This window comes from Streptomyces sp. NPDC048288 (genome assembly GCF_043201555.1).
GTDB lineage: Bacteria > Actinomycetota > Actinomycetes > Streptomycetales > Streptomycetaceae > Streptomyces.
The window spans coordinates 293,121-319,472 of record NZ_JBICZD010000001.1; the positions used below are offsets into that span (position 1 = coordinate 293,121).

Here is a 26,352-nt window from a genome sequence, read left to right on the forward strand (position 1 = left end):
CCATTGGTCCCACCTCTGACGGTTTACGCCATTCGCGCGCCTTGCCTTGACCGCCCCCGAACCCCCTCTTATGGTCGCGCTTACACAGGACGTCCGACGTCTCCGTTCCCCCACACTGGAGGCTCCGTGCGCGACGAGGCGACCCACGGCCGCAGGACGTTCCTGAAACACGCCGGGGCCCTGGGCGCGGCCGCCTCGCTGACCACCCTGCCCGCGCTGACGGCCTGCGGCCCCAAGTCCACCATCGACCTCGGCGGCGGCTCCGACCGCACCCTCACCGCCGTGATCGGCTACGGCAACGACGGCAGCTGGGACCCGACCCAGACCGCGTCCGCGTTCGCGATGGCCGCCAACAACCACCTCTACGAGGGCCTGGCCGACACCGACCCGATCACCCGCGCCCCCTACCCGGCGCTGGCCACCGGGCTGCCCGCCGACCCGAACGCCACGACCTGGCGGTTCACCCTGCGCCCCGGCGCCACCTTCCACGACGGGAAACCGGTCACCGCCGACGACGTGGTCTTCGTCTTCGGCCGGATCCTCGACCCGGGCACCCCCACCCTCGCCCACGGCTTCTTCGCGAGCTGGCTGAAGGAGGCCCGCAAGGTCGACACCCGGACCGTCGACCTGGTGCTCCGCTTCCCCTTCCCGGACGGGATCGCCCGCCTCACCCTCGCCAAGATCATGCCGAAGCACGTGTTCTCCCGGCCCGGCGCCTGGGACGACGCGATCCGGGGACTGGCGGTCGGCTCGGGGCCGTACCGGCAGACCGGGCACCACCCGAAGTCGAACACCACCTTCGCCGCGTACGACCGCTACAACGGCCCCCGTGCCCCTGCCTTCCAGCGCATGAACTGGCTGACGATCGTCGACGCCGCCTCACGCGTGGCGCGGATCTCCGGGGCCGGCGCGGGCGCGCAGATCTCCGACAACATCCCGTACGCCAACATCCCCCGCCTCGAACAGGGCGGACTCTCGGTCGGCGGCGGCGCCGGGATGAACAACGCGTTCCTGATGTTCAACACCCGGCACAAACCCTTCGACGACGTCCGCGTCCGCCAGGCCCTGCACTACGCCATCGACAAGGCGAAGATCGTCGAGGTCGCCCTCAAGGGCCACGGGAAACCCGCGAGTTCGTTCCTGAACGAGACCAACCCCGCCTACCGGCGGGCGAAGACGGTCTACGACTACGACCCGGACAGGGCACGGGCCCTGCTGAAGGCCGCCGGGGTCGGCGGACTCCGGGTGAACATCCTCGCCGTCAACGTGAGCTGGCTCGTCGACTGCCTGCCCACCATCAAGTCGTCCTGGGACGCGATCGGGGTCCGCACCACCCTGTCCCCGCAGGAGACCACGGCCGTCTTCACCAAGATGGACCAGAAGCAGGACTACCAGGTCGTCGCCGCCGTCTCGAACCCCAACCAGTTCGGCCTCGACGCCGACCTGATCATGCACTACAACTACGGCCCCGAGAACCTCTGGACGGGCTACGCCCGCTGGGCCGACAACGCTGTCGCCAGGCAGCTCTTCAAGGCCATGGACGCGGCCACCCGCGAACCGGACCCCGGGAAGAAGAGGACGATGATCCAGGACTACATCGACGTCGTCGCCGAACAGGCCGTCCTCTACCCGGTCGTCCACAACGAGCTGATCACCGCCTGGGACCCGCGCAGACTCACCGGCATAAGGGCCCAGCCCTACCCCGGCATCAACGTCCTCACCGCCAAGTGGGCCTGACGGCATGACCGCCGTCCTGCGCATCCTGCTGCGCCGCGTCGCCCTGCTGGTGCCCCTGCTCCTCGGCATCGCCCTGTTCGTGTTCCTGGTGATGGGCTTCTCCGACGTCGACCCGGCGTCCGCGTTCTTCCAGGGCGCCAACCCCACCCCGGCGCAACTGCACGCCTTCCGCGCCCACAACGGCCTCCTCGACCCCCTCCCCGTCCGCTACTTCCACTTCGTCGGCGACCTGCTCCACGGCGACCTCGGCACCAGCGCCCTCACCCGCACCCCGGTCCTCGACCAGGTCCTCACCGCACTGCCGCTCACCCTCCAGCTGACCTTCCTCGGCCTCGGCATCGCCGTCGTCCTGGCCCTCGCCGGCGGCGTCACCGCGGCCATCCACCGCGACCGCTGGCCGGACCAGGCCATCCGGGTGCTCTCCCTGATCGGCGTCGCCGCCCCCGCCTTCTGGCTCGCGCTGCTGATGATCCAGTACCTCGCGGTCGACCGCGGCTGGTTCCCGGCCGGCGGCTACATCAACCCCGAGGACTCCGTCACCGGCTGGCTGAGGACCATGGCCCTGCCCGCCCTCGCGCTCTCCCTGCCGGTCGCCGCCCAGCTCACCAGAATCGTCCGCACCTCGGTGGTCGAGGAACTGGACAAGGACTACGTCCGCACCGCGATCGGCAGCGGCCTGCCACCCCACGTCGTCGTCGGCCGCAACGTCCTGCGCAACGCGCTCGTGAACCCCCTGACCGTGCTCGGCCTGCGGGTCGGCTACCTCCTCGGCGGCGCCGTCGTCATCGAGACCATCTTCGCCCTGCCCGGCATGGGCAAGCTGATGATCGACGCCGTGCAGAACGGCGACCCGGCCGTCGTCCAGGGCGTCGTCCTCACCACCGCCACCGGCTTCGTCGTCGTCAACCTCGTCATCGACATCCTCTACCTGCTGGTCAACCCGCGTCTGAGGGAGGCGACATGACGACCTTCACCCGCACCGGCCTCACCGCCGCCCTCGCCCGTCCCGGCGTACGGCTGCGCAGGCTCACCCCGCCGTCCAGGACGGCCCTCGCCTTCCTGGCCGTCGTCGTCCTGGTGGCGCTCCTCGCCCCCCTCCTCGCCCCCGACGACCCACTCGCCCAGCAGACCCCCGTCGACGGCACCGGGCACCCCTCCGCCGGCCACTGGATGGGCCAGGACAGCCTCGGCCGGGACATCCTCAGCCGGCTGATGTACGGCGCCCGCTGGTCCCTCGCCATCGGCCTCGGCGCCACCGCCCTGGCCCTCGTCGCCGGCGCCCTGCTCGGGGCCCTCGCGGCCACCTCCCGACGAGCCGTGGACGAGACGCTGATGCGCTGCCTGGACGTGGTGATGGCGTTCCCCGGCATCGCCCTCGCCGCCGTCCTCGTCTCCGTCTTCGGCGGCGGCCTCACCGTCCTGATCTGCGCGATCGCCTTCCTCTTCACCCCGCCGGTGGCCCGGGTGGTCCGCGCGAACGTCCTCGACCAGTACGGCGAGGACTACGTCACCGCGGAACGCGTGATCGGCGCCCGCACCCCGCACATCGTGCTCCGCCACGTGGCCGTCAACTGCGCCGCCCCCGTCCTCGTCTTCTGCACCGTCCAGGTCGCCGAGGCCATCGTCTTCGAGGCCTCCCTCTCCTTCATCGGCGCGGGCGTCCGCCCCCCGGACCCCTCCTGGGGCAGCGTCATCGCCGACGGCAAGAACATGGTCCTCACCGGCGGCTGGTGGGCCACGGTCTTCCCCGGCCTCCTGATCCTCCTCACCGTCCTCTCCCTCAACATCCTCTCCGAGGGCGTCTCGGACGCGTGGGCGTCCCCGGCACCGAGAGAGACGGAACCGACGGAGCCCGTGGAGGTAGGCGAGCCGGGAGAGGTTCCGGAGCTGCCCTCCTTGACCGAGGCCGCCGACCGGCTACGACAGCGCGCCCGGCCCCTCCCCTCCCACGAGGGCCCGCCGGTCCTGTCCGTGGAGAACCTCACCATCGCCTTCCCGGACCGCCACCGGGGCACGAACATCGTGAACGGCATCACCTTCGAGGTCCACCCGGGCGAAGTCCTCGGCCTGGTGGGCGAGTCGGGCTGCGGCAAATCCCTGACGGCTCTCACGATCATGGGCCTGCAGCCGAAGACGGCACGGGTAACGGGCCGAATCGATTATTACGCCGCTCAGGGAACGCGCCCTGAAGGGGCGCGGGGAACTGCGCGACCAGCCCCCACTCACCCGCACCCGCCCACAGACCTCACCACCCCCCACCGCCGCCTCCTCGGCCACGAGATCGCGATGGTCTACCAGGACGCCCTGTCCTCCCTGAACCCCTCCATGACCATCAACGCCCAGCTCAAGCAACTCACCCGACGAGGCGGCCACCACACCCCCGCCGAACTCCTCGCCCTCGTCGGCCTCGACCCCACCCGCACCCTCCACAGCTACCCGCACGAACTCTCCGGCGGCCAGCGCCAACGCGTCCTCATCGCGATGGCCCTCTCCCGCGACCCCCGCCTGATCATCGCCGACGAACCGACCACCGCCCTCGACGTCACCGTCCAGGCCCAGGTGATGGACCTCCTCCTGCGCCTCCGCGAGGAACTCGGCTTCGCCCTGATCCTGGTCTCCCACGACCTCGCCCTGGTCGCCGACGTCACCGACCGGGTGGTGGTGATGTACGGCGGCCAGATCGTCGAGACCGGCGTCACCGCCGAACTGGTCGGCTCCCCGACCCACCACTACACCCGAGGCCTCCTCGGCAGCGTCCTGTCGCTGGAGTCCGGGGCCGAGCGCCTGACCCAGATCAGGGGCGTGGTCCCGTCCCCCGCCGACTTCCCGGCGGGCTGCCGGTTCAGCGACCGCTGCCCCGCGGCGACCGACGTGTGCCGGACGACCCCGCCGGCCCTGCTCGGCACCCCCACCCACACCGCGGCCTGCCACCACCCGGCCGCCGACCTGGCGAGCACCGAGGCGGTGACATGAGCGCGGTGGAGCTGACCGGCGTCCACGTGGTCCACAAGGCCCGCGGCGGAGGCTTCCTCGGCCGCGACCGGGTGTACGCGCTGACCGGCGCCGACCTCACCGTGGCGCCCGGCGAGACGGTCGGCGTGGTCGGCGAGTCGGGGTGCGGGAAGTCCACGCTGGCCAAGGTGCTGGTGGGCATCCAGCGGCCGACCGCCGGCACGGTCACCTTCCACGGCCGCGACCTGTGGTCGATGCCGGCGGCCGACCGCAGGGCGACCGTCGGCGCGAGCACCGGCATGGTCTTCCAGGACCCGTCGACGGCCCTGAACCGCCGGCTGCCCGTGCGCCGTATCCTGCGCGACCCGCTGGACGTCCACGAACGCGGCACCCGGCCCGAACGGGAGGACCGGGTACGGGAGTTGATGGCCCTGGTCGGTCTGCCCCGGGCGCTCGCCGAGGCCCTCCCCGGGCAGCTGTCCGGCGGCCAGCGCCAGCGCGTCGCGATCGCCCGCGCGCTCGCCCTTGACCCCGACCTGGTGGTGGCCGACGAACCGACCAGCGCCCTGGACGTCTCGGTCCGCGCCCAGATCCTGAACCTCCTGCTCGACCTGCGCGAACGCCTCGGTCTCGCGATGGTCTTCGTCTCCCACGACATCCAGACGGTCCGGCGGATGAGCGACCGGGTGATCACCATGTACCTGGGCCGGATCGTCGAGGAGACCCCGGCCGCCGAGGTCACGGCCGCCGCCCGGCACCCGTACACCCGCGCCCTGTTCTCGGCCACCCCCGGCCTGCTGAACCCCATCGACCCCATCCCGCTGACCGGTCCGGTGCCCTCGGCCACCCGCCCCCCGTCCGGGTGCCCGTTCCGCACCCGCTGCTGGCGGGCGGACGACGCCTGTGCCGTCCGCATGCCTGACTTCACGGCCGCGTCACGCCCGGGTCACCGCTACCGCTGTCACCATCCGTTGGAGGAGGACCAGCCGAGCCACAGCCTGCACCAGGAGCCCTGATGACGCTGCCCACCCCGCTGACCGGTGTCGTACCGCCCGTCTGCACCCCCCTGACACCGGACCGCGAGGTGGACGTCCCCTCCCTGAAACGGCTCGTCGACCATCTGGCGGGGGCCGGGGTGGACGGCCTGTTCGTGCTCGGCTCGACGTCGGAGGCGGCGTATCTGACGGACCGGCAGCGCCGGCTGGTCACGGAGACGGTGGTGGCGCACACCGCCGGCCGGCTCCCGGTCCTCGCGGGAGTGATCGACATGACGACGCCCCGGGTCCTGGACCACGTCGCGTCCGTCACGGCCGCCGGCGCGGACGGGATCGTCGTCACCGCCCCCTACTACACCCGCACCCACCCCGCCGAGATCGCCCGCCACTTCCGCCTGGTCGCCGAGCGGTCGCCGGTCCCGGTGATCGCCTACGACATCCCGGTCGCCGTCCACACCAAGCTCCCCGCCGACCTGGTCCTGGAGCTGGCCGCCGACGGGGTGCTGGCCGGGCTGAAGGACTCCAGCGGCGACCTGGCGGGCTTCCGCGAGGTCGTCATGGGCGGCCGTCGGCTGACCGGCTTCAGCGTGCTGACCGGCTCCGAGCTGACCGTCGACTCGGCCCTCGCGCTGGGCGCCGACGGGGTGGTCCCGGGTCTCGCCAACGTCGACCCGGACGGCTACGTCCGTCTGTACCGCCTCTGCCGGGCCGGCGACTGGGACCGGGCCCGGGCCGAACAGGAGCGGCTGTGCGCCCTCTTCCGCATGGTCGGCATCGGCGACCCGGCCCGGATGGGCGGCAGTTCGGCGGCGCTCGGAGCGTTCAAGGCGGCGCTGCACCTGCGCGGGATCATCGCCTGCCCGGCGACCGCCGAGCCGCAGGTCGCCCTGTCGGAGGCGGAGACCGAGTGCGTGGGCAAGTACCTCGCGGGGGCGGGCCTGATGCAGGGGCCGCCGGAGCGGTGGTGACCGCGACAGACTCCCGCCGAGTCTAGGCACGCAGCGCCACCCCGGTGATGCGAAGCGTGAAATTCCCAGGGGCGGGGGAGCCAGGTGAGGTGAACGCGAAGAACCTCCCCATCGGCTCCTGTGCCGTCGACACCCGCAACGGGCGGCTGGGCATCGTCATGGGGCACGAAGGCCCCTACGTGCAGCTGCGGCCGTACGGGGGAGGACGGGAGTGGGACGCCCACCCGGACGCCGTCCGCGTCGCCACCCAGGCCGAACGGCTCAGCGCGGCCACCGCCCACGCCAACGCCCGCAGCCGCGGCGAGGTCCCTTGAAGGTTCCGTTCCGGAACGGCCCCCCGCCGCGGCAGGGCAGAATGGGCCCATGAGCCTGTTCCGCGACGACGGCATCGTGCTGCGCACCCAGAAGCGGGGTGAGGCGGACCGGATCATGCTGCAGCCATGCGGGGAACACGGCATCCGACTGCGGCTGCGCCGCGGGCCGCGCCCCCAGCCAAGGGTCGGTGCGCCATGAGTCTCTTCCGGGACGACGGCATTGTCCTGCGCACCCAGAAGCTCGGTGAGGCGGACCGGATCATCACCCTGCTCACGCGGGGACACGGGCGGGTGCGGGCCGTGGCGCGGGGGGTGCGGCGGACGAAGTCGAAGTTCGGGGCGCGGCTGGAGCCGTTCTCCCATGTCGACGTGCAGTTCTTCGCGCGGGGCAGTGAGCTGATCGGGCGCGGGCTGCCGCTGTGCACGCAGAGCGAGACCATCGCGCCGTACGGCGGCGGGATCGTCGCCGACTACGCCCGGTACACCGCCGGGACGGCCATGCTGGAGACCGCCGAGCGGTTCACCGACCACGAGGGCGAGCCGGCCGTGCAGCAGTACCTGCTGCTGGTGGGCGCGCTCAGGACGCTCGCCCGGGGCGAGCACGCCCCGCACCTCGTCCTCGACGCCTTCCTCCTGCGCTCCCTCGCCGTCAACGGCTACGCGCCCAGCTTCGACGCCTGCGCCAAGTGCGGCATGCCCGGCCCGAACCGCTTCTTCTCGGTCGGCTCCGGTGGCACCGTCTGCGTCGACTGCCGGGTGCCCGGCAGCGTCGTACCCTCGCCGCAGACCCTGGTACTCCTCGGCGCGCTGCTTACGGGAGACTGGGAGACCGCGGACACGGCCGAGGCGCGATACGTGCGGGAGGGCAGCGGGCTGGTGTCCGCCTATCTGCACTGGCATCTGGAGCGCGGGCTGCGCTCGCTCAGGTATGTAGAGAAGAGCTAGAGGGAGACGAGAAGCACATGGTCGTACGCGGGATCCTGGGGCGTCAGCGCCGCGAGTACCAGGCGCCGGAGCCGCACCCGTCCGGCGCCCGCCCGCCGAAGCTCCCGGGCGAGCTGGTCCCGGGCCATGTGGCCATCGTCATGGACGGCAACGGCCGCTGGGCGAAGGAGCGCGGGCTGCCCCGCACCGAGGGCCACAAGGTCGGCGCCGAGCAGGTGCTGGACGTGCTGCAGGGCGCGATCGAGATCGGCGTCCGCAACATCTCGCTGTACGCCTTCTCCACCGAGAACTGGAAGCGCTCGCCCGAAGAGGTCCGCTTCCTGATGAACTTCAACCGCGATTTCATCCGCAAGTCCCGCGACCAGCTCGACGGACTCGGCGTCCGGGTGCGCTGGGCGGGCCGGATGCCCCGGCTGTGGAAGTCGGTCGCCAAGGAGCTGCAGGTCGCCCAGGAGCAGACCAAGGACAACGACCTGCTCACCCTGTACTTCTGCATGAACTACGGCGGCCGGGCCGAGATCACCGACGCGGTGCAGGCGATCGCCGAAGAGGTCAAGGCGGGCCGCCTCGACCCGTCGAAGATCAGCGAGAAGACCCTGCAGAAGCACATGTACTACGGCGACATGCCGGACGTGGACATGTTCCTGCGGCCCAGCGGCGAGCAGCGCACCTCCAACTACCTGATCTGGCAGAGCGCCTACGCCGAGATGGTCTTCCAGGACGTGCTCTGGCCCGACTTCGACCGCCGTGACCTGTGGCGGGCGTGCGTCGAATTCGCCTCCCGGGACCGGCGGTTCGGCGGTGCCATCCCCAACGAGGAGCTACTGGCCATGGAGGGCAACCAGGAGGGCAACTGACCGCCATCCACCGTTCATGAGGGCCGTCGAGGATGCGGAAGATCCACGGCCACCCCCCGGTCCCCCGCCTCTGGAACGGTCCTCATGAAGCGCGTCATCCCTGTTCTCTCCCTCGGCGCCCTGCTCCTGACCGCGCTGCCCGCGCACGCCACGGACACCGGGCTCACCCACCGCGACAGCTACGGCACCAAGGCCGTCTACGCCCCCGGACAGAACCCGCGGACCTACCAGCAGCCGCCCGCCGGTTACACCGCCGTCTTCACCGAGAACGTCTCCCGGCACGGCTCCCGCTCCGCCAGCGACGGCGAGGACGGCGACACGATCCTCGCCCTGTGGAACCAGGCGAAGACCGACGGCCAGCTCACCCGGCTCGGCGAGAAGTTCGGCCCGGACGTGCAGGCCCTCGAAGCGGCCATGAGCGCCGTCGGCTACGGCAACCTCAGCGGGCGCGGCAAGGACGAGCTGCGCGCCACCGCCGTCCGCCTGGAGAAGCGCCTGCCGTCCCTCTTCTCCTCGATCGCCGCGAACGGCGAGAAGATCGACGTCGTCAGCTCCGGCCAGGGCCGCGCGGTCGACAGCGGTACGGTCTTCTCCACCGCCCTCACCGACGCCGACCCCGCGCTGAAGGCCTCCCTCGGCACCGCCCGCGTCGACAAGAACCTGCTCTACTTCCACAAGTCGTCCGGCGGCGCCGACTACCAGAAGTGGCTGGCGAGCGACGAGCGTCTCGCCACGACCCTCGAGTCGATCACCGACCAGCCGGCCTCGCACCGCGCCGCCGCCCGGGTCCTGGGCAGGATCTTCAAGCCGGCGTTCGTGCGGCGCGTCGTGAACGGCGAGTTCGCCGCCACCGCCGACGACATCACCGCCGCCACCGCCGTCTACAACCTCTACGCCATCGCGCCCGCCATGAGCGAGGAGAGCCCCGACGGCAAGGGCTGGGACTTCGACCGCTACCTCGCCCCGCGCGACGCGGCCTGGTTCGGCTACCTCGGCGACGCCGAGGACTTCTACGAGAAGGGCCCGAGCTTCTCGGACAGCGACATCACCTACAAGATGGCCCAGCCTCTCCTCGACGACCTCTTCAAGCAGGTCGAGGCCAAGCGCGACGGCACCAGCACCCTCGGCGCCGAACTCCGGTTCACCCACGCCGAGGAGATCATCCCGCTGGCCGCCCTCATGCGGCTCCCCGGCAGCGAGCAGCCCGCCACCCCGGGCACCGACTACACCTACGCCAACAACCCCTGGCGCGGCGCCGACGTCGCCTCCCTCGCCTCCAACATCCAGTGGGACGTCTTCAAAAAGGGCGACGACTACCTGGTACGCATGCTCTACAACGAGAAGGAGATCGCCTTCAAGGCGGGCTGCACCCCGATCAAGAAGGGCTCCAAGTTCTACAACCTGAACGAACTGGAGCGCTGCTTCGGCCGGGACTGAAGCGCCCCGTAAGGGGCGCGGGGAACTGCGCGAGCAACCCCCACCGGCCCGCGGACGACAATCGGCTTACCCCGCGGCGCACTCCGCACACGTGCCGAAGATCTCCACCGTGTGGGCCACATTGACGTACCCGTGCTCGGCCGCGATGGCCTCCGCCCACTTCTCGACGGCGGGGCCCTCGACCTCGACGGCCTTGCCGCAGACTCTGCAGACCAGGTGATGGTGGTGCTCCCCCGTGGAGCACCGCCGGTACACCGACTCGCCTTCGGAGGTGCGCAGGACGTCCACCTCGCCGGCGTCGGCGAGGGACTGGAGCGTGCGGTACACCGTGGTGAGGCCCACCGAGTCGCCCTTGTGCTTGAGCATGTCGTGCAGTTCCTGCGCGCTGCGGAACTCCTCGACCTCGTCCAGGGCCGCCGCCACGGCTGCCCGCTGACGGGTCGAGCGGCCCTTCACGGGCTGTCCAGCGGTCGTCACCGGTTGCCTCCTCGCCTCTTCGCCTCTGCCGGGCCATTGTGCCAGCCCGGGCTGAGCGCGTTCAGACGCCGACCTCGTCGGCGGCCCCCCGGCCGGCCGGAATCGCGCACTCCGCCGGATCTCCCGCAGGGCGCCGGGCGGCGGCCGCGCGGGCGCGTCGGCGGGCCAGCGGGGTGGCCAGCACGCTCAGCGCGATGAACGCGGCGATGGTCAGCAGCACGATCGTCGCGCCCGGCGGGACGTACTGGTAGTACGACGTGATCGTGCCCCCGATCGTCACCGTCACACCGATAGCGACGGCGATCGCGAAGGTGGCGGCGAAGCTGCGGCTCAGCTGCTGGGCGGCGGCGACCGGGACGACCATGAGCGCGGAGACCAGGAGCAGGCCCACCACGCGCATGGCCACCGTCACGGTGACCGCGGCGGTGATCGCCGTCAGGAGGTTCAGGGCCCGTACCGGCAGGCCGGTCACCCGCGCGAACTCCTCGTCCTGGCTGACCGCGAACAGCTGCCGGCGCAGGCCGAGGGTGACCAGCAGGACGAAGGCGGCCAGCAGGCAGATCGCGGTGACGTCGGACTCCGACACCGTCGACAGCGAGCCGAAGAGGTACGACATCAGGTTGGCGTTGGAACCGCCCGGCGCGAGGTTGATCAGCATCACGCCGCCGGCCATGCCGCCGTAGAAGAGCATCGCGAGGGCGATGTCGCCGCGGGTGCGGCCGTACCAGCGGATCAGTTCCATCGCGATCGCGCCGAGGACGGAGACCGCCGTGGCCATCCAGACGGGGGACGCCGAGAGCAGGAAGCCGAGGCCGACGCCGGTCATGGCGACATGGCCGATGCCGTCGCCCATCAGGGCCTGGCGGCGCTGGACCAGGTAGATGCCGACGGCGGGGGCGGTGATGCCGACCAGGACGGCGGCGAGCAGGGCCCGCTGCATGAAGGCGTAGTTCAGGAAGTCCATCAGCTCAGCAGTCCCGTGCGCAGTGGTGTGTGCTCGTCGTGGGGGTGGACGTGGTCGTGGCCGGGCAGGGCGTGCTGGCCGACCGCCCGCGGGGGCGGGCCGTCGTGCAGGACGCAGCCGTCGCGGAGCACGACCGCGCGGTCGATCAGGGGTTCCAGCGGGCCCAGTTCGTGCAGGACGAGGAGGACGGTGGTGGCCTGGGCGACCTGCTCGCGCAGGGTCTCGGCGAGGATCTCCTGGCTGGCCAGGTCGACGCCCGCCATCGGCTCGTCCATGATCAGCAGTTCGGGTTCGGCGACCAGCGCGCGGGCGATCAGCACCCGCTGGTGCTGGCCGCCGGAGAGCGCCTCGACGTTGTCCTTGGCCCGGTCCGCCATGCCGACCAGGCCGAGGGCGTGCCGTACGGCCGCGTGGTCGGCCTTGCGGAAGAGGCCGAAGCGGGTGCGGGAGAGCCGGCCGGCGGAGACGACCTCGGTGACCGTGGCGGGGACGCCGCCCGCGGCGGTGGTGCGCTGCGGGACGTAGCCGATCCGGGACCAGTCGCGGAAGGTACGGCGCGGGGTGCCGAACAGGGATATCTCGCCGCCGCTCACCGGCACCTGGCCGATGACCGTGCGGATCGCGGTCGACTTGCCGGAGCCGTTCGCGCCGAGCAGCGCGACGACCTCACCGCGGCGCACGGTGAGGTCGATGCCGCGCAGGACGGGGCGCGAGCCCAGCTCGGCGGTGACGCCGCGCAGGGATATGACGGGCTCGCCGCTCATCTCGTCGTCTCCTCCTGTCACGTCGCGTGTCACTTGGCGCCCAGCGCCTGCCGGAGCGCCTTGAGGTTGGCCTCCTGGACCGTGAAGTAGTCCTTGCCGCGGGACTTGGCGGTGATGCCCTCGATGGGGTCGAGGACGTCCGTCTTGAGGCCGGCGTCGGCGGCGATGGTCTTGGCGGTCTTGTCGCTGACGAGCGTCTCGTAGAACACGGTGGTGACGCCGTCGGCCTTGGCCATGGTCTCCAGGTCCTTGACGCGGGCCGCGCTCGGCTCCGACTCGGGGTCGAGGCCGTTGATGGCCTCCTCGGTCAGGCCGTAGCGCTCGGCGAGGTAGCCGAAGGCCGCGTGGGTGGTGATGAAGACCTTGGTCTTCGTGTCCGCGAGGCCGGTCTTGAACTGGGTGTTCAGGGCGTCCAGCTGCTTCACCAGGGCCGCGGTGTTCTTCTTGTAGTCGGCCGCGTGGTCCGGGTCGGCCTTCTCGAAGGCCTTGCCGACGCCCTCGGCGACCTGGGCGTAGCGCACCGGGTCCAGCCAGATGTGCGGGTCGAGGCCGGACAGCTCCTTGTTCTCGGAGGTGTCGTGGGAGGCCGCGTGGCCGCCGACCTCGTTGCCGTGCTTCTCCAGCGTGGTCAGGGAGGCCGCGTCGATCTTCGTCCGCACCGACGACTGGGCGACCGCGTCGTCGACGGAGGGCTGGAGGTTCTTCAGGTAGAGGACCGCGTCGGACTTCTCGACCTGGACGATCTGCTTGGGGCTGATCTCCAGGTCGTGCGGTTCCTGGCCGGGCGAGGTGAGACTGGTGACGTGGACGTGGCTGCCGCCGATCCGATCGGCGAGGAAGGCCATCGGGTAGAACGACGCGACGACGTCGAACTTGCCGGTCTGGGCCGCCGTGGCGTCGCCGCCGCAGGCCGTGAGGGTGGCTATGCCGAGTGCGGTGACGGTGGTCGCGGCGGCCGCGGGTATCAGGCCTCGTCGTACGTTCATGAGAGTCATTTTCAACAAACATGGAAACCGTTGTCAACAAGCCTCGGTGAGAGGCCGGTAAGGGGATCCGATTTGGTTGAGGGGGAGGCCCCGCCGGTACGCTGAAGCATTCGCTCTGAAGCATTCTCGCTTCGTCGCCCGTCGTCGTAATGAAGAGAGCACCGTGGCCGCCGACAAGATCGACACCATCGTCAGCCTGAGCAAGCGCCGTGGCTTCGTATTCCCGTGCAGTGAGATCTACGGAGGCCAGAAGGCCGCCTGGGACTACGGGCCGCTGGGTGTCGAGCTCAAGGAGAACCTGAAGCGCCAGTGGTGGCGCTACATGGTGACGTCGCGCGAGGACGTGGTCGGCATCGACTCGTCCGTCATCCTGGCCCCCGAGGTCTGGGTGGCCTCCGGTCACGTCGCCACTTTCACGGACCCGCTGACCGAGTGCACCGCCTGCCACAAGCGGTTCCGCGCGGACCACCTGGAGGAGGCCTACGAGGCCAAGCACAACCGCCTCCCGGAGAACGGCCTCGCGGACGTGAACTGCCCGAACTGCGGCAACAAGGGCCAGTTCACCGAGCCCAAGCAGTTCTCGGGTCTGCTCTCCACCCACCTCGGCCCCACCCAGGACAGCGGCTCCGTCGCCTACCTGCGCCCGGAGACCGCCCAGGGCATCTTCACCAACTTCGCCCAGGTGCAGACCACCTCGCGCCGCAAGCCGCCGTTCGGCATCGCGCAGATGGGCAAGTCCTTCCGCAACGAGATCACGCCCGGCAACTTCATCTTCCGCACCCGCGAGTTCGAGCAGATGGAGATGGAGTTCTTCGTCAAGCCGGGCGAGGACGAGAAGTGGCAGGAGTACTGGATGGAGCAGCGCTGGAACTGGTACACCGGCCTGGGCCTGCGTGAAGAGAACATGCGGTGGTACGACCACCCGAAGGAGAAGCTCTCCCACTACTCCAAGCGCACCGCCGACATCGAGTACCGCTTCCAGTTCGGCGGCAACGAGTGGGGCGAGCTGGAGGGCGTCGCCAACCGCACCGACTACGACCTCGGTGCGCACTCGAAGGCCTCCGGCCAGGACCTCTCCTACTTCGACCAGGAGGCCGGGGAGCGCTGGACGCCGTACGTCATCGAGCCGGCGGCCGGTGTCGGCCGCGCGATGCTGGCGTTCCTGCTCGACGCCTACGTCGAGGACGAGGCGCCGAACGCCAAGGGCAAGCTGGAGAAGCGCACGGTGCTCCGCCTGGACCACCGCCTCGCCCCGGTGAAGGTCGCGGTCCTGCCGCTGTCCCGCAACCCCGAGCTGTCCCCGAAGGCCAAGGGCCTCGCCCAGGCGCTGCGGCAGAACTGGAACATCGAGTTCGACGACGCCGGCGCCATCGGCCGCCGCTACCGCCGTCAGGACGAGATCGGCACGCCGTACTGCGTCACCGTCGACTTCGACACGCTCGAGGACAACGCCGTCACGGTGCGCGAGCGTGACTCGATGAAGCAGGAGCGGGTGTCGCTCGACCAGATCGAGGGCTACCTCGCGGGCCGTCTGATCGGCAGCTGAAGCCTGCGGTACCGGTGCCGGGTCCCCGCCGGGGACCCGGCACCGCCGTGTTCACCGGCCCTTGTTCACAGGTCCAGGTCGGCGAAGAGCGCCCCGTGGTCGGACGCCTCGTTCGCCTTCGACGTCACCGTGTCGAACGACTTGAACGTCCTCGGCGCCCACACCCCGCGCCGCTCCACGTCCACGTGCCGCACCAGCCCCCACAGCTCCGGCGACAGCAGCAGATAGTCGATCTTCTGGCTGAGCGTGTGCCCGGTGCCGTACGTGCCGGGGTCGCCCGCGTAGCCGGGGTGGCTCATCACGTCCCGCAGCCCGGTGTCCAGCAGCAGCCGCACCGGCTCGCTGTCGGGGGAGTCGTTGAGGTCGCCGGCGACCAGGACGTGCGGGGAACGCTCCAGCGCGGCCTCGTAGATCTCCGTGACCCGCTCCGCCTGGGCCTTGCGCCGGGCGAGTCCGCCGCCGCGCTTGCTCTTGAAGTGGTTGCCGAGGATCCACAGCGGGGACCCGTCGAGATCGATCTCGTACTCCGGGCAGTCCCGGCTGAACACCGGCTGCCCGTGCGCGTCCTTGTCGGCGATGTGCGACCGTACCGACCTGATCGGCAGCCGGCTGAGGATCCCGACGTCGATGCCGCGGCTGTCGTTGCCGTCGATCAGCAGGTTGAACGGGTAGGGGCGCTTGTGCAGCAGCCCGCCCAGGATCTGGGTGTTGAAGCGGTCCAGCGAGAGCCGGTCCTCCACCTCGACCATCAGCAGCACGTCGGCGTTGATCTCGGTGACCACCCGGCCGGTGTTCTTCACGACGTCCAGGTCGACGTCGTCCTGCACCAGCTCGGCCCAACCGGCCCAGTGCGGGCGGCCCTTGGCGGTGACGGTGATGACCGGGTCGGCGTCGGGCCCGCTCTTCCTGAAGAGCTGGGCGGTGCCGCCCCGGGTCTGGTTGACGTAGATCGGCGGCGGGTTCTCCGGGTCCAGGTCGTAGGCCTTGTACTTCTCGATCAGCTCGGCGATCCGGTGCTTGTCCCCGTCGGAGTAGACGGGGTGGTCGAGAAGGGAGACCAACTCGGCGAACTCGTCGAGGACTTGCTTGCGCAGAGCCGCGTCCGCCAGGTCGAAGACCGTGGCCCGGCGGAACAGGTTCTCGGCGTTGAACGTGGCGATGCGGAGCGTCATGGCGGTCCCCTCGGGCGGCGCGGAGTGCGCACGGCCGGCCGGCGGCAGGCGCCGCCGGGGAGACTGCTCGCCGACATCTCCATTCTCGGAGCCGGGGCGGGGTCTGTCGAACGGAGGGCGGGGACGGTCCCCCCTTGCTGGTCCCGCGTACCCCGCCCCGGCGGTCCGGGGCCGGCCGCCCGGGCTCAACGGCGCTGCAGCGCCTTCACGTTGTCGCCGAAGGTCCAGTTCTTCGAGCCGTCCCAGTTGACCGACCAGGTCATCAGGCCCTTGAGGGAGGTGCCGTAGTGGTTCCAGGCCTGGGAGACCAGGGACGGTGACAGGTAGCCGCCGCCCGCGCCGGACTGGGCGGGCAGGCCCGGGACCTGCTTGTCGTACGGCACCTTGATCGTCGTACCCTGCACGACCAGGCCCTTGTTGAGGCAGTCGGTCTGCGCGGTGAAACCGGCGACCGTGCCCGCCGCGTAGGAGTCGCCCGAGCAGCCGTACATGCTGCCGTTGTAGTACTGCATGTTGAGCCACCACAGTCGGCCGTTGTCGGCGTACTTCTTGACGATCGGCAGGTAGGCGCCCCAGATCGAGCCGTAGGTGATGCTTCCCCCGGTGACGTACGCCGTCTCCGGTGCCATCGTGAGGCCGAAGCCGGACGGCATCCGGGCCAGGATCCCGTCGATGATGCGGACCAGGTTGGCCTGGGAGGCGGAGAGCTGGGTGATGGACCCGCTGCCCACCAGGCCGGTCTCGATGTCGATGTCGATGCCGTCGAAGTTGTACTTCTGCAGGATCGGCACGATCGTCGCGACGAACCGGTCCGCCACGGTGGCCGAGCCGAGGTCGATGCCGGCCGTCGCGCCGCCGATCGACAGCAGGATCGTCTGGCCGGCCGCCTTCGCCGCGCACATCTCGGCGGGCGTCGCCACCTTCACGCCCGCGTCCATGCCGTCCTCCCACAGCGCGGTGCCGTCGGAGCGGATGACCGGGAAGGCCGCGTTGATCACGTTGTAGCCGTGGGCGGCGATCCGGGAGTCGGTGATCGGGGTCCAGCCGAAGGGCGGATGGACGCCGTTGGCCGAGCCGTCCCAGTTCTCCCAGTAGCCCTGCAGGACCTTGCCGGCGGGACGGGACTTGACCGCGCAGGTGTCGGCGGCCGAGGCGGTGGGCGCGGTGGCGATCGCGAGCGGGGCCAGTACGGCCGTCGTGAGACCGGCGGCGAGCAGGCGCAGCGTACGGCGGAGCATGAGCGGTCCTCCCGGTGGGGGTGCGGTGAGGTGTCGTAGGCATGACAGTGCTCGTGGTCCAGACCTCCCGTCAATAGGTCTGGACCATTCCGTGAAGGGTGTGACGACTGGGTGTGACGACCGGGCGTGACGACTATGGAATGACAGATATTGAAATCTGTCAGCTGTCATGCCAGGGTGGAGCCATGACGATGCACACCCATTCCCTCGGATCCACCGGCCCCCAGGTCTCCGCCCTCGGCCTCGGCTGCATGGGCATGTCCGGGATGTACGGCGAGGCGGACCGCGCCGAGTCCGTCGCCACCATCCATGCCGCGCTGGAAGCCGGCGTGACCCTGCTCGACACCGGCGACTTCTACGGCATGGGCCACAACGAACTGCTGATCGCCGAGGCCCTGCGTACCGCCCCGGCCGCCCTCCGTGAGAACGCGCTGATCAGCGTGAAGTTCGGCGCCCAACGCGGCCCGGACGGCGCATGGCACGGCTACGACGCCCGCCCGGCCGCCGTGAAGACCTGGGCCGCCTACTCCCTCCAGCGCCTCGGCGTCGACCACATCGACGTCTACCGCCCCGCCCGCCTCGACCCGAACGTGCCGATCGAGGAGACCGTCGGTGCCATCGCGGAACTCGTCGAGCAGGGATACGTCCGCCACATCGGCCTGAGCGAGGTCGGCGCCGACACCATCCGCCGGGCCGCCGCCACCGCCCCGATCGCCGACCTCCAGATCGAGTACGCGCTCATCTCCCGCGGCCCCGAGCGGGAGATCCTGCCCACCCTTCGCGAACTGGGCATCGCCGTCACCGCGTACGGTGTGCTGTCCCGCGGGCTGATCTCCGGCCATGTCACGCCCGGCCAGGGGTTCGCCGCGAACGACTTCCGCGCCCACTCGCCCCGGTTCCAGGGCGACAATCTCCAGCACAACCTCACGCTGGTCGAGTCCCTGCGCAAGATCGCCGAGCAGAAGGGCGTCTCCGTGGCCCAGATCGCCATCGCCTGGGTGCTGTCCCAGGGCCCGCGGCACAACACAGACATCGTGCCGTTGGTCGGCGCCCGCACCCGCGAGCGGCTCGGCGAGGCGCTGGGCGCCCTGGACGTGACCCTGGACGCGGCCGACCTCGCCGCCATCGAGGCCGCCGTACCGGCGGACGCGGCGGCCGGCGAGCGGTACGCCCCCGCGCAGATGGCCATGCTCGACAGCGAACGCTGATCGCGCTGCCGGGTACCGTCTAGGCCATGGCAGCGACGTCCCCGACCCCGACCCCGACCCCGGTCCTGACCGCCGAGCGCATCCTGGAGGCGACCGAGGAAGTGCTGCGCCGGCACGGCCCGGCGAAGGCCACCGTGGTGGACGTGGCCCGCGCGCTCGGCGTCAGCCACGGCAGTGTCTACCGGCACTTCCGGACCAAGGCGGCGCTGCGCGAGGCGGTGACCAAGCGGTGGCTGGACCGCACCTCGGCCGCGCTGTCCGGCATCGTCGCCGAGGACCGGGACCCCGAGACCCGGCTGCGCGACTGGCTGCGGGCCCTGTTCGAGGCGAAGCGCCGCAAGGCGGGCGCCGACCCGGAGCTGTTCGCCACCTACATGGTGCTGGTCGACGAGAACGGCCCCGCGGTGGGCGGCCACATCGCCGACCTGACCGGACAGCTCACCGAGATCGTCCGGGACGGGGTCGGCACGGGCGCGTTCACCGTCGCCGACCCCGCCGCCGCGGCCCGTGCCGTCTTCCACGCGACCGGCCGCTTCCACGACCCGGGCTACGCGCGGGAGTGGGAGCGGCCGGAGGCCGAGGCGGACTTCGCCTCGCTGGTGGAACTGCTGGTGCGCGGTCTCAGGTCACGTTGACCGTCACGGCCGGGGAGTAGACCTTCTTGCCGACCGCCGAGACCCGCAGGTGCTCGTTGCCCACGGTGTTGAGCTTGGCGGTCAGCGAGTAGGAGCTGCCGTTCTTGGTCTTCGTGGTCGCCTTGAGCGGGACCCACTTGCCGGCCTTCTGGTGCTGGAGCACCAGCGGCCAGCCGACCTTCAGCCCCTGGGTGCGGCCGGTGAAGGTCACCGAGCCACCGGCGTTGACCGAGGTCGTGCTCGGCTTGATGGTGATCGAGGCCATGGCGGACGCGGACGGGGACGGGCTCGGCTTCGGCTTGGCCTCCGTGGCGAAGGCGCCGGCGCTGCCGGCCGACAGCAGGGCCAGCGAGAGGGCACCGGCGGCGAGGGCGCGGGACGCCGGGTGGCGGTGGGTGCGGTGCATGGCAGAGCTCCTGTCGAAGGGGACGAGGACTCATCCAGGCTTGGCCGGGTCGCGCCGGGCGGCGACCCGAACGGCCGTCCGGGCGGTTCCGCGAGGAGCGCGGACCGCCCTTTGAATCCGTAAAGTCCGCAGGTCGCGACATATGCGCTGACCTCGCGATTCGCCCTGTCCCGTGTCACCCGAACGGCGTAGCGGGGCGGGCTAGGCCGTGACCCGCCAGAAGTCCCGCATCAGCGGGGTGGGCGTCGGGCCGGTCATCGCCGCCTGGGTCATCAGGACCGTGACCGTGCCGGTGGCGGGGACCAGATGCGCGGTGGTGCCGGTGCCGCCGACCCAGCCGTACCGGCCCGGGACGTTCCAGGGGTCGGCCGGGGTCACGTCGACCTGGCCGCCGTACCCCCAGCCCTGGCCCTCCAGGAAGAGGGCGGCGTCGTCGCGCTGGGCCGCCGTGAGGTGGTTGGTGGTCATCCGGCTGACCGAGGTGGGGGTCAGCAGCCGGCGGCCGTCCGGGGCGGCCCCGGCGTTCAGGAGCAGCCGGGCGAACGCCAGCCAGTCGTCGGCCGTGGAGACCAGGCCCCCGCCGCCCGAGGGGAAGCGCGGCGGCCCGCTCCAGCCCCCGTCCGGGGTGTCCGACAGCCGCAGGGTGCCGTCCTCGGCCGGGTGGTAGGACGAGGTGAAGCGGTGCCGCTTCGACGCCGGCACCTCGAACGCCGTGTCCCGCATGCCCAGCGGCTCGAAGACCCGTTCCGCGAGGAAGTCGGGGAACGTACGGCCCGACGCCCGCGCGACCAGGATGCCCTGGAGGGCGGACGAGGTGCCGTACAGCCAGGCCTCGCCCGGCTGGTGCAGCATCGGCACCCGGGCGAGCAGACCCAGCCAGGTGTCCGGGTCCGGCCAGTCCCGGAACGGGATGTGGTGCCGCTGCACCGCGATCAGGGCCCGCACGGCGGGCAGGGAGAAGTCGGCGGCCAGGCCCCAGCCGGCCCGGAAGCTGAGCAGGTCCTCGACGGTGACCGGGCGGTCCGCGGGCACGACGTCCTCGACGGGGCCCGTGGGCGTCCGCACCACCATCGGCTCCGCGAGCTCCGGCAGCCACTTCTCGACCGGGTCGCCGAGCCCGATCCGGCCCTCGTCCACCAGCATCAGCACCGCCGCCGCGGTGATCGGCTTGGTGATCGACGCGATCCGGAACACCGAGTCCCGGGCCATCGGCGCCGACCCCTCGGCATCCACGTCGCCGACGGCCACCACCTCGACGTCCGCACCACGGGCGACGAGCCCGACGGCCCCCGGAACGGTCCCCTCCTCGACATGGCGGCGCAGGGTCGCCCGGAGCGCGGTCACGGTCATCGGTCGTCCTTCCCTCGGATGCGGTCGTCTGTACGACTCCCGCCCCGGCGGAAAGTCATCGCGAGGGCTGCGCCCCGGCGGGGTCCACGGTGGCCTGGTGCTCCTCGGCCAGGTGCTCCTCCGCCTTCAGCCACGGCAGGAACTGCGCGCTCTGCTTCCAGCCGCAGGTGTCACACCTGATCGTCCGCTGGATGCCGGTGCGCTGCACCCGAACCGTGTGCTCCCGCCCGTGCTGGTCCCACCGGCTCACCTTGCTCGAGTCGATCTGTGACATAACGCCTCCGGAGTATGTGCCCGTTCTGCCGTTCGGCACGTGTCGACGGGAGGAGTGTGCAGCAAGACCAACATCAACGGGGATTTCTTCACACCGAGTTGGCCAAGCCGTGTCCGGGGGTCCGATCGCGGCCGCTGTGCAGGCATTTGGACCTTCGCGACCCAACCGTCGGACCGGGAACCGGACTTGGTGTACCGGCGGAAACCCTGGACAGAAAATTGACCCTGGCTCAAGATGAGAGCGACCTTGTGAAGCGGCCACCGGCACGGAGAGGCGATGCTGCCGGATCCTCAACGTTTCCTGGCCGTCTCCGGCCGCCGGATCGCGCGCGCCGAGGGCGCGGCCCAGGTCGTCAGGGAACTCTGCCTGTCGACAGTACCGGACCTCGCGGACGGCGCGTTCGTCTACCTCGCGGACCGCCGGGCCGACCGGGGTGCGCCGCTGACCCTGCTGCTGGACGGGACACCGGCCGAACTCGGCGGTGTCATGGGCGGGATTCCCCCGGCCACGGCACAGGTGCCGTCCGACGGCGTGCTGGCCGGGTTCCTGCGCTGCGGCAGAACGCGGGGCAGGGGCGCGGAGGACGACGTCGACGTCGACGTCGACAAGGCACTCCGTGAGCTGCTGGGGAAGGGTCCCCGGCTGCCGCAGGGGGACCGGGTGCTGCTCGCGCCGCTGCGCGCGACCGACGCGGTCGTGGGCCTCGCGGTGTTCCTGCGGCGACCGGACCGGGAGGACTTCGTGGCGGACGACATCGCCCTCGCCGACGCACTGTGCGCGCAGGCCGCGCTCGGCGTGAGCGAGGACACCGCCGCGGATCCCGTCGCCTCCGCCGTGCCGAAGGCCCCGGACGAGGACCGGCTGCGGTACGTCGGCGCCGCAACCCGGCGGATCGCCCGCGGCTTCGACACCGACGAGATCGTCCTCGGCCTGTGCCGGGCCGCCGTACCGACGTACTCCGACGCGGCCCTCGTCTACCTCCGCGACCCGCTGCCGGTCGGTGACGAACGCCCCACCGGGCCCGCCGTGCTGCGGCTGCGCCGCACCGACCGGATGAAGGGCCCCGGCGCCGAGGGCCTGGTCTGGCCGGCCGAGACGGTCGACGACGAGCAGGACGACCTGGACGCGGGCGACTGGAGCGAGGTGGTGCCCGGCGGTGCGCTCGCCGAGGTGCTGCGCGGGGTCCGGCCGGTGTTCGCCGACGACCGGGCGACCCGCGCCGCGCTCGGCGAACTCGTCGGCGAGGACAGCGCGTTGAACGGCTGGGCCGGTTCGCACGCCATCCTCGCCCCGCTGCGCGGCCGCCGCCGGGTCACCGGCGCCGTGGTCTTCCTGCGCCGCCCGGAGCGCCCCGCGTTCGAGCCCGCCGACCTGCTGGTCGCCGCCCAGCTGGCCACCCACACCGCGCTCGGCGTCGACAAGGCCGTGCTGTACAGCCGCGAGGCCTTCATCGCCGACCGGCTGCAGCGCGCGATGCTGCCGCAGGCCCTGCCCCGGCCCACCGGCGCCCGGCTGGCGTTCCGCTACCTCCCGGCCGCCGAGACCGCCCGGGTCGGCGGCGACTGGTACGACGCCATCCCGCTGCCCGGCAGCCGGGTCGCCCTCGTCGTCGGCGACGTCATGGGGCACTCCATGACCTCGGCCGCCGTCATGGGCCAGCTGCGCACCACCGCGGTGACCCTGGCGGGCCTCGACCTGCCCCCGCAGGAGGTCCTGCACCACCTCGACGAACAGGCCCAGCGACTCGGCACCGACCGCATGGCGACCTGTCTGTACGTCGTCTACGACCCGGTCTCGCACCGCATCACCGTCGCCAACGCCGGTCATCCGCCGCCCATCCTGCTGCACCCGGGCGGCAAGACGGAGGTCCTCTCGGTGCCGCCGGGCGCCCCGATCGGCGTCGGCGGCATCGACTTCGAGGCGGTGGAGCTGGAGGCGCCCGCCGGGGCGACCCTGCTGCTCTACACCGACGGCCTGGTGGAGTCCCGGCTGCGCGACGTGTGGACCGGCATCGAGCAGCTGCGCGAGAAGCTCGCCGTCACCGCCCAGCTGACCGGCCCCGACCGGCCGCCGCCGCTCGAAGCGCTCTGCGACGAGGTCCTCGACATGCTCGGCCCGGGCGACCGGGACGACGACATCGCGCTGCTCGCCGCCCGCTTCGACGGGATCGCGCCCAGCGATGTGGCGTACTGGACGCTGGACCCGGAGGACACCGCGCCCGGCCGGGCCCGCCGGTTCACCCGGCAGGCCCTGGCCGGCTGGGGCCTGGAGGACCTCACCGACACTGCGGAGCTGCTGGTCAGCGAGATCGTCACCAACGCCGTACGGCACGCCTCCCGCCCGATCAGCCTGCGGCTGCTGCGCACGGACGTGCTGCGCTGCGAGGTCGGCGACGACGTGCCGCAACTGCCCCGGCTGCGGCGGGCGTCGCCCGACGAGGAGCACGGGCGCGGTCTCTATCTGGTGAACCGGCTGGCGCGGCGCTGGGGCACGACCCGGCTGGGCACCGGCAAGATCGTCTGGTTCGAGCTGGGCGGGTAGCTCCGCTGGTGGCGCCGGGACGACGGGTTGTTGTTCGGCTGCGGCGCCGTCGTGGCTGGTCGCGCAGTTCCCCGCGCCCCTTTGGGGCGCTGGTGCTGGTTCAGCCGACCGTGCGGGGCAGGCGGAGGCTGAGGAGGCCGGTCAGTACCACCAGGCCCAGTTGGACCAGGAGGGTGGTGACGAGGGCGTCCCGCATGCCCTGGTGGGGGACCAGGGAGAGGAACAGGGTGCCCAGGGTGGCGACGCCGAGGGCGAGGGCGGACTGCTGGGTGGTGACCATGACGCCGCTGCCGACGCCGGCCCGCGCGGGCGGTACCTCCGACATCACCAGCCGCAGCACGTTCGGGAGTTGGAGGGCCTGGCCGGCGCCCGCGATCGCGACCCCGGGGAGCAGCGCGGTGAAGTCCAGGTGCGGCCAGTCCCGCCGGGCGGCGAGGACGACCAGGACCAGGCCGACCGCCTGGAGCACCGACCCGGCGGACACCACCCGGCTGCCGTACCGGGCGATCAGCCGCGGTCCGGCGAGCGAGACGAACAGGAAGACGACGGCCATCGGCGCGAGCGCCAGCCCGGCCGGGACCGGGTCCATGTGCTCCCCGCTCTGCAGGGCCACGGCGATCACGAACATGAACCCGCTGAAGCCGACGGAGAACGGCAGCATCAAGGCCAGGCCCCGGCGCAGCGAGGTGAGTGCGAACAGGCTCGGCGGGACCAGCGGGGTGCGCCCGGCCCGGTCGGCGCGGCGCTCCACGGCGTAGAAGGCGACGGCCACGCCCGGGAACGCGGCCAGCGACAGCCAGGTCCACAGCGGCCAGCCCGCGGCCCGGCCCTCGGTGAGCGGGGCGAGCAGGGTGAGCAGGGAGAGGGCGAGCAGGACGGTGCCGGGCCCGTCGACGGGTTCGGGCCGCTGCGACCTCGTCTCGGGCACGAACCGGGCGCCGAGCAGCAGCCCGACGAGCACGACCGGCACGTTGACGAGGAACACGGAGCGCCAGCCGGTGCCCGCGATGTCGGCGGCGACCAGCACCCCGCCGAGTATCTGCCCGGCCACCATGGAGAGGCCGGCGGTGGCGCCGTACAGGCTCATGGCCTTCGCGCGGCGGCCGCCGCTGGTGGCGGCCTGGATGGTGGCGAGGACCTGCGGGAGCATCGCGGCGGCCGAGGCGCCCTGGGCGACCCGGGCGGCCACCAGCGACCAGGCGCCGGGCGCCAGTCCGCAGGCCAGCGAGGTCAGTCCGAAGGCGGCCATGCCGCCGAGGAAGAGCCGGCGGCGCCCGAACAGGTCGCCGAGCCGGCCGCCGAGGACCAGCAGCACGGCGTAGGCGACGCCGTACCCGGCGACGACGAGTTCCAGGACGGCCTCGCCCGCGTGCAGGTCCGTCCCGATGGTGGGCAGGGCGATGTTGACGATGAAGAAGTCGATGAGGGGCAGGGCCGCGGCCAGCAGGACGGTGAAGAGCCCGGGCCCGCCGAGCGCCGGTGGCGCGGACGGGGACCGTACGGTCGCAGGGGTGACGGTTTCGGTCATGACACCGAGCCTGCTGTGCCGCTCAGCCTGGTACCAGAGTCTGTTCATCCTGGTAGAAGAAGTACCTGGCAACAGGATCCGCGAGGCGGCAGGCTGGAACCATGACGACCTCGGCCCATGAGACGGCGGTCCCGGCGGCGGCTCCCACGGCTCCCACGGCTGCCACGGCTGCCACGGCTCCCGCGGCGGCACCGGCGGCCCGCAACGCCTGCATCCGCCGCAGCGAGCTGGCGGCCTTCCTGCGCAGCCGCCGGGAGCGGATCACCCCGGAGCAGGTGGGCCTGGTGCGCGGCACCCGCCGCCGCACCCCGGGGCTGCGCCGCGAGGAGGTCGCCCAGCTCTCCGCGGTCGGGGTCACCTGGTACACCTGGCTCGAACAGGCCCGGGACATCCAGGTCTCCGTCCAGGTCCTGGACGCCCTCGCCCGCACCCTGATGCTCGACGGCAGCGAACGCGCCCACCTCTTCCAGCTGTCCGGTGCCATCGACCCGACCCCGGCCGCGAGCTGCACGGGCGTCACCCCGGCGCTGCAGGAGATGCTCCGGGCCCTGGAACCGATCCCGGCCTGTGTGCAGAACAGCCGCTACGACATCCTCGCCTACAACCGCACCTACGCCCGGCTGCTGTGCGACCTCGACGCGGTCCCGCCCGAGGACCGCAACTGCATGGTCCTCGTGTACACCCACCCGGAGTGGCAGCGCTCCATTGTGCACCTGGAGGAGACCCGCCGTCTGATGGCCGCGAAGCTCCGCGCCTCCATGGCCGGCCATCTCGGCGAGCCGGCCTGGAAGATGCTGGTCAAGCGGCTGACGGCGGAGTCCCCGGAGTTCCGCGCCAACTGGGAGCGGTACGAGGTGGTGGGCGTCCGCACCAGGACCAAGCAGTTCCTCAACCCGTACGTCGGTCTCCTCAACCTGGACCACACGGACCTGTGGCTGACCCCCGAGGCCGGGGCGCGGATGGTCACGTACGTGCCGACGGACGAGGAGTCGAGGCAGCGGCTGGACCAGCTGTACGCGATGGTGGCCGCCGGGCGCGGTTGAGTACGGATACTCAGG

At 71.6% G+C, this 26,352-nt stretch carries 25 protein-coding genes; 15 read left to right on the forward strand and 10 right to left on the reverse strand.

Annotated features, from left to right (window positions below):
• Positions 1-126: 126 nt before the first annotated feature.
• The 10 genes from ACGFZS_RS01270 (at position 127) to ACGFZS_RS01315 (ending at position 10,205) form a co-directional block, all read left to right on the forward strand.
• Entirely contained in the window at positions 127-1,737 is a 1,611-nt protein-coding gene (locus ACGFZS_RS01270) for an ABC transporter substrate-binding protein (RefSeq protein ID WP_393793373.1), read from the forward strand.
• Positions 1,738-1,741: 4 nt separating this feature from the next.
• Complete coding sequence (locus ACGFZS_RS01275; RefSeq protein WP_393793374.1) at positions 1,742-2,701, forward strand: ABC transporter permease; 960 nt, start codon at positions 1,742-1,744, stop codon at positions 2,699-2,701.
• Positions 2,698-4,710 (forward strand): dipeptide/oligopeptide/nickel ABC transporter permease/ATP-binding protein, encoded by a 2,013-nt coding sequence (locus ACGFZS_RS01280; RefSeq protein ID WP_393793375.1) that lies wholly within the window; start codon positions 2,698-2,700, stop codon positions 4,708-4,710. The genes ACGFZS_RS01275 and ACGFZS_RS01280 overlap by 4 nt, the downstream gene beginning before the upstream one ends.
• Positions 4,707-5,705 (forward strand): oligopeptide/dipeptide ABC transporter ATP-binding protein, encoded by a 999-nt coding sequence (locus ACGFZS_RS01285; protein ID WP_393793376.1) that lies wholly within the window; start codon positions 4,707-4,709, stop codon positions 5,703-5,705. The genes ACGFZS_RS01280 and ACGFZS_RS01285 overlap by 4 nt, the downstream gene beginning before the upstream one ends.
• Positions 5,705-6,652 (forward strand): dihydrodipicolinate synthase family protein, encoded by a 948-nt coding sequence (locus ACGFZS_RS01290; protein ID WP_393793377.1) that lies wholly within the window; start codon positions 5,705-5,707, stop codon positions 6,650-6,652. Before ACGFZS_RS01285 ends, ACGFZS_RS01290 begins: the two co-directional genes overlap by 1 nt.
• Positions 6,653-6,741: 89 nt before the next feature.
• Complete coding sequence (locus ACGFZS_RS01295; protein ID WP_355710796.1) at positions 6,742-6,966, forward strand: hypothetical protein; 225 nt, start codon at positions 6,742-6,744, stop codon at positions 6,964-6,966.
• A gap of 49 nt (positions 6,967-7,015) precedes the next feature.
• The gene (locus ACGFZS_RS01300) at positions 7,016-7,165 is read left to right on the forward strand and encodes a hypothetical protein (protein ID WP_393793378.1); all 150 of its coding nucleotides are present in this window, start codon (positions 7,016-7,018) and stop codon (positions 7,163-7,165) included.
• Entirely contained in the window at positions 7,162-7,911 is a 750-nt protein-coding gene (gene recO / locus ACGFZS_RS01305) for a DNA repair protein RecO (RefSeq protein WP_359218229.1), read from the forward strand. Before ACGFZS_RS01300 ends, recO begins: the two co-directional genes overlap by 4 nt.
• Before the next feature lie 17 nt (positions 7,912-7,928).
• Complete coding sequence (locus ACGFZS_RS01310; RefSeq protein WP_393793379.1) at positions 7,929-8,768, forward strand: isoprenyl transferase; 840 nt, start codon at positions 7,929-7,931, stop codon at positions 8,766-8,768.
• 84 nt (positions 8,769-8,852) lie between these two features.
• The gene (locus ACGFZS_RS01315; RefSeq protein WP_393793380.1) at positions 8,853-10,205 is read left to right on the forward strand and encodes a histidine-type phosphatase; all 1,353 of its coding nucleotides are present in this window, start codon (positions 8,853-8,855) and stop codon (positions 10,203-10,205) included.
• A gap of 66 nt (positions 10,206-10,271) precedes the next feature.
• Here ACGFZS_RS01315 and ACGFZS_RS01320 read toward each other — a convergent pair whose 3' ends face one another.
• The 4 genes from ACGFZS_RS01320 to ACGFZS_RS01335 all read right to left on the reverse strand — a co-directional run bounded on the left by ACGFZS_RS01320 (position 10,272) and on the right by ACGFZS_RS01335 (position 13,396).
• The gene (locus tag ACGFZS_RS01320) at positions 10,272-10,682 is read right to left on the reverse strand and encodes a Fur family transcriptional regulator (protein ID WP_393532813.1); all 411 of its coding nucleotides are present in this window, start codon (positions 10,680-10,682) and stop codon (positions 10,272-10,274) included.
• A 61-nt stretch (positions 10,683-10,743) separates the two neighbouring features.
• Positions 10,744-11,646: a metal ABC transporter permease gene (locus ACGFZS_RS01325; protein WP_365682788.1), complete on the reverse strand. Its 903-nt coding sequence runs from the start codon at positions 11,644-11,646 to the stop codon at positions 10,744-10,746.
• Entirely contained in the window at positions 11,646-12,410 is a 765-nt protein-coding gene (locus ACGFZS_RS01330) for a metal ABC transporter ATP-binding protein (protein ID WP_393793381.1), read from the reverse strand. The genes ACGFZS_RS01325 and ACGFZS_RS01330 overlap by 1 nt, the downstream gene beginning before the upstream one ends.
• Positions 12,411-12,439: 29 nt before the next feature.
• The gene (locus ACGFZS_RS01335) at positions 12,440-13,396 is read right to left on the reverse strand and encodes a metal ABC transporter substrate-binding protein (protein ID WP_393793382.1); all 957 of its coding nucleotides are present in this window, start codon (positions 13,394-13,396) and stop codon (positions 12,440-12,442) included.
• A 163-nt stretch (positions 13,397-13,559) separates the two neighbouring features.
• On the opposite strand from ACGFZS_RS01335, the gene ACGFZS_RS01340 reads away from it, so the two are divergent.
• Positions 13,560-14,942, forward strand: coding sequence for a glycine--tRNA ligase (locus ACGFZS_RS01340; protein WP_393793383.1), 1,383 nt, complete (start codon positions 13,560-13,562; stop codon positions 14,940-14,942).
• A gap of 65 nt (positions 14,943-15,007) precedes the next feature.
• Here the strand turns inward: ACGFZS_RS01340 and ACGFZS_RS01345 are convergent, their stop codons facing one another.
• Complete coding sequence (locus ACGFZS_RS01345) at positions 15,008-16,114, reverse strand: endonuclease/exonuclease/phosphatase family protein (protein ID WP_393793384.1); 1,107 nt, start codon at positions 16,112-16,114, stop codon at positions 15,008-15,010.
• Between the two features lie 185 nt (positions 16,115-16,299).
• On the reverse strand, positions 16,300-17,352 hold the full coding sequence (locus ACGFZS_RS01350) for a chitinase (RefSeq protein WP_393793385.1): 1,053 nt from the start codon (positions 17,350-17,352) through the stop codon (positions 16,300-16,302).
• A gap of 185 nt (positions 17,353-17,537) precedes the next feature.
• Between ACGFZS_RS01350 and ACGFZS_RS01355 the strand changes: the two genes are divergently transcribed.
• Entirely contained in the window at positions 17,538-18,560 is a 1,023-nt protein-coding gene (locus ACGFZS_RS01355; RefSeq protein WP_393793386.1) for an aldo/keto reductase, read from the forward strand.
• A 26-nt stretch (positions 18,561-18,586) separates the two neighbouring features.
• Positions 18,587-19,195 carry a TetR family transcriptional regulator gene (locus ACGFZS_RS01360; RefSeq protein WP_393793387.1) on the forward strand — a complete coding sequence of 203 codons (609 nt, stop codon included), beginning with the start codon at positions 18,587-18,589 and terminating at the stop codon, positions 19,193-19,195.
• On the opposite strand, the gene ACGFZS_RS01365 is transcribed toward ACGFZS_RS01360, so the two are convergent.
• From ACGFZS_RS01365 to ACGFZS_RS01375, 3 genes are all read right to left on the reverse strand, one after another.
• Positions 19,182-19,601, reverse strand: coding sequence for a hypothetical protein (locus tag ACGFZS_RS01365; RefSeq protein WP_393793388.1), 420 nt, complete (start codon positions 19,599-19,601; stop codon positions 19,182-19,184). The two genes, ACGFZS_RS01360 and ACGFZS_RS01365, sit on opposite strands and share 14 nt — an antisense overlap.
• A gap of 201 nt (positions 19,602-19,802) precedes the next feature.
• The gene (locus ACGFZS_RS01370) at positions 19,803-20,951 is read right to left on the reverse strand and encodes a serine hydrolase domain-containing protein (protein ID WP_393793389.1); all 1,149 of its coding nucleotides are present in this window, start codon (positions 20,949-20,951) and stop codon (positions 19,803-19,805) included.
• A 55-nt stretch (positions 20,952-21,006) separates the two neighbouring features.
• Positions 21,007-21,225 (reverse strand): hypothetical protein, encoded by a 219-nt coding sequence (locus ACGFZS_RS01375; RefSeq protein ID WP_365682805.1) that lies wholly within the window; start codon positions 21,223-21,225, stop codon positions 21,007-21,009.
• Positions 21,226-21,501: 276 nt separating this feature from the next.
• Here ACGFZS_RS01375 and ACGFZS_RS01380 point away from each other — a divergent pair, with 276 nt between their 5' ends.
• The gene (locus ACGFZS_RS01380) at positions 21,502-23,766 is read left to right on the forward strand and encodes a SpoIIE family protein phosphatase (RefSeq protein WP_393793390.1); all 2,265 of its coding nucleotides are present in this window, start codon (positions 21,502-21,504) and stop codon (positions 23,764-23,766) included.
• A gap of 100 nt (positions 23,767-23,866) precedes the next feature.
• Here ACGFZS_RS01380 and ACGFZS_RS01385 read toward each other — a convergent pair whose 3' ends face one another.
• Positions 23,867-25,294, reverse strand: a complete 1,428-nt coding sequence (locus ACGFZS_RS01385) for an MFS transporter (protein WP_393793391.1) — start codon at positions 25,292-25,294, stop codon at positions 23,867-23,869.
• Positions 25,295-25,395: 101 nt separating this feature from the next.
• On the opposite strand from ACGFZS_RS01385, the gene ACGFZS_RS01390 reads away from it, so the two are divergent.
• Complete coding sequence (locus ACGFZS_RS01390) at positions 25,396-26,337, forward strand: helix-turn-helix transcriptional regulator (protein ID WP_393793392.1); 942 nt, start codon at positions 25,396-25,398, stop codon at positions 26,335-26,337.
• Positions 26,338-26,352: the final 15 nt, after the last annotated feature.

Coding starts and splice junctions, on each gene's coding strand:
- ACGFZS_RS01360 (WP_393793387.1), top strand. CDS start 18,587: ATGGCAGCGACGTCCCCGACCCCGACCCCGACCCCGGTCCTGACCGCC.
- ACGFZS_RS01275 (WP_393793374.1), top strand. CDS start 1,742: ATGACCGCCGTCCTGCGCATCCTGCTGCGCCGCGTCGCCCTGCTGGTG.
- ACGFZS_RS01355 (WP_393793386.1), top strand. CDS start 17,538: ATGACGATGCACACCCATTCCCTCGGATCCACCGGCCCCCAGGTCTCC.
- recO (WP_359218229.1), top strand. CDS start 7,162: ATGAGTCTCTTCCGGGACGACGGCATTGTCCTGCGCACCCAGAAGCTC.
- ACGFZS_RS01385 (WP_393793391.1), bottom strand. CDS start 25,294: ATGACCGAAACCGTCACCCCTGCGACCGTACGGTCCCCGTCCGCGCCA.
- ACGFZS_RS01315 (WP_393793380.1), top strand. CDS start 8,853: ATGAAGCGCGTCATCCCTGTTCTCTCCCTCGGCGCCCTGCTCCTGACC.
- ACGFZS_RS01290 (WP_393793377.1), top strand. CDS start 5,705: ATGACGCTGCCCACCCCGCTGACCGGTGTCGTACCGCCCGTCTGCACC.
- ACGFZS_RS01300 (WP_393793378.1), top strand. CDS start 7,016: ATGAGCCTGTTCCGCGACGACGGCATCGTGCTGCGCACCCAGAAGCGG.
- ACGFZS_RS01335 (WP_393793382.1), bottom strand. CDS start 13,396: ATGAACGTACGACGAGGCCTGATACCCGCGGCCGCCGCGACCACCGTC.
- ACGFZS_RS01375 (WP_365682805.1), bottom strand. CDS start 21,225: ATGTCACAGATCGACTCGAGCAAGGTGAGCCGGTGGGACCAGCACGGG.
- ACGFZS_RS01285 (WP_393793376.1), top strand. CDS start 4,707: ATGAGCGCGGTGGAGCTGACCGGCGTCCACGTGGTCCACAAGGCCCGC.
- ACGFZS_RS01370 (WP_393793389.1), bottom strand. CDS start 20,951: ATGACCGTGACCGCGCTCCGGGCGACCCTGCGCCGCCATGTCGAGGAG.
- ACGFZS_RS01330 (WP_393793381.1), bottom strand. CDS start 12,410: ATGAGCGGCGAGCCCGTCATATCCCTGCGCGGCGTCACCGCCGAGCTG.
- ACGFZS_RS01280 (WP_393793375.1), top strand. CDS start 2,698: ATGACGACCTTCACCCGCACCGGCCTCACCGCCGCCCTCGCCCGTCCC.
- ACGFZS_RS01380 (WP_393793390.1), top strand. CDS start 21,502: ATGCTGCCGGATCCTCAACGTTTCCTGGCCGTCTCCGGCCGCCGGATC.
- ACGFZS_RS01390 (WP_393793392.1), top strand. CDS start 25,396: ATGACGACCTCGGCCCATGAGACGGCGGTCCCGGCGGCGGCTCCCACG.
- ACGFZS_RS01345 (WP_393793384.1), bottom strand. CDS start 16,114: ATGACGCTCCGCATCGCCACGTTCAACGCCGAGAACCTGTTCCGCCGG.
- ACGFZS_RS01325 (WP_365682788.1), bottom strand. CDS start 11,646: ATGGACTTCCTGAACTACGCCTTCATGCAGCGGGCCCTGCTCGCCGCC.
- ACGFZS_RS01310 (WP_393793379.1), top strand. CDS start 7,929: ATGGTCGTACGCGGGATCCTGGGGCGTCAGCGCCGCGAGTACCAGGCG.
- ACGFZS_RS01350 (WP_393793385.1), bottom strand. CDS start 17,352: ATGCTCCGCCGTACGCTGCGCCTGCTCGCCGCCGGTCTCACGACGGCC.
- ACGFZS_RS01365 (WP_393793388.1), bottom strand. CDS start 19,601: ATGCACCGCACCCACCGCCACCCGGCGTCCCGCGCCCTCGCCGCCGGT.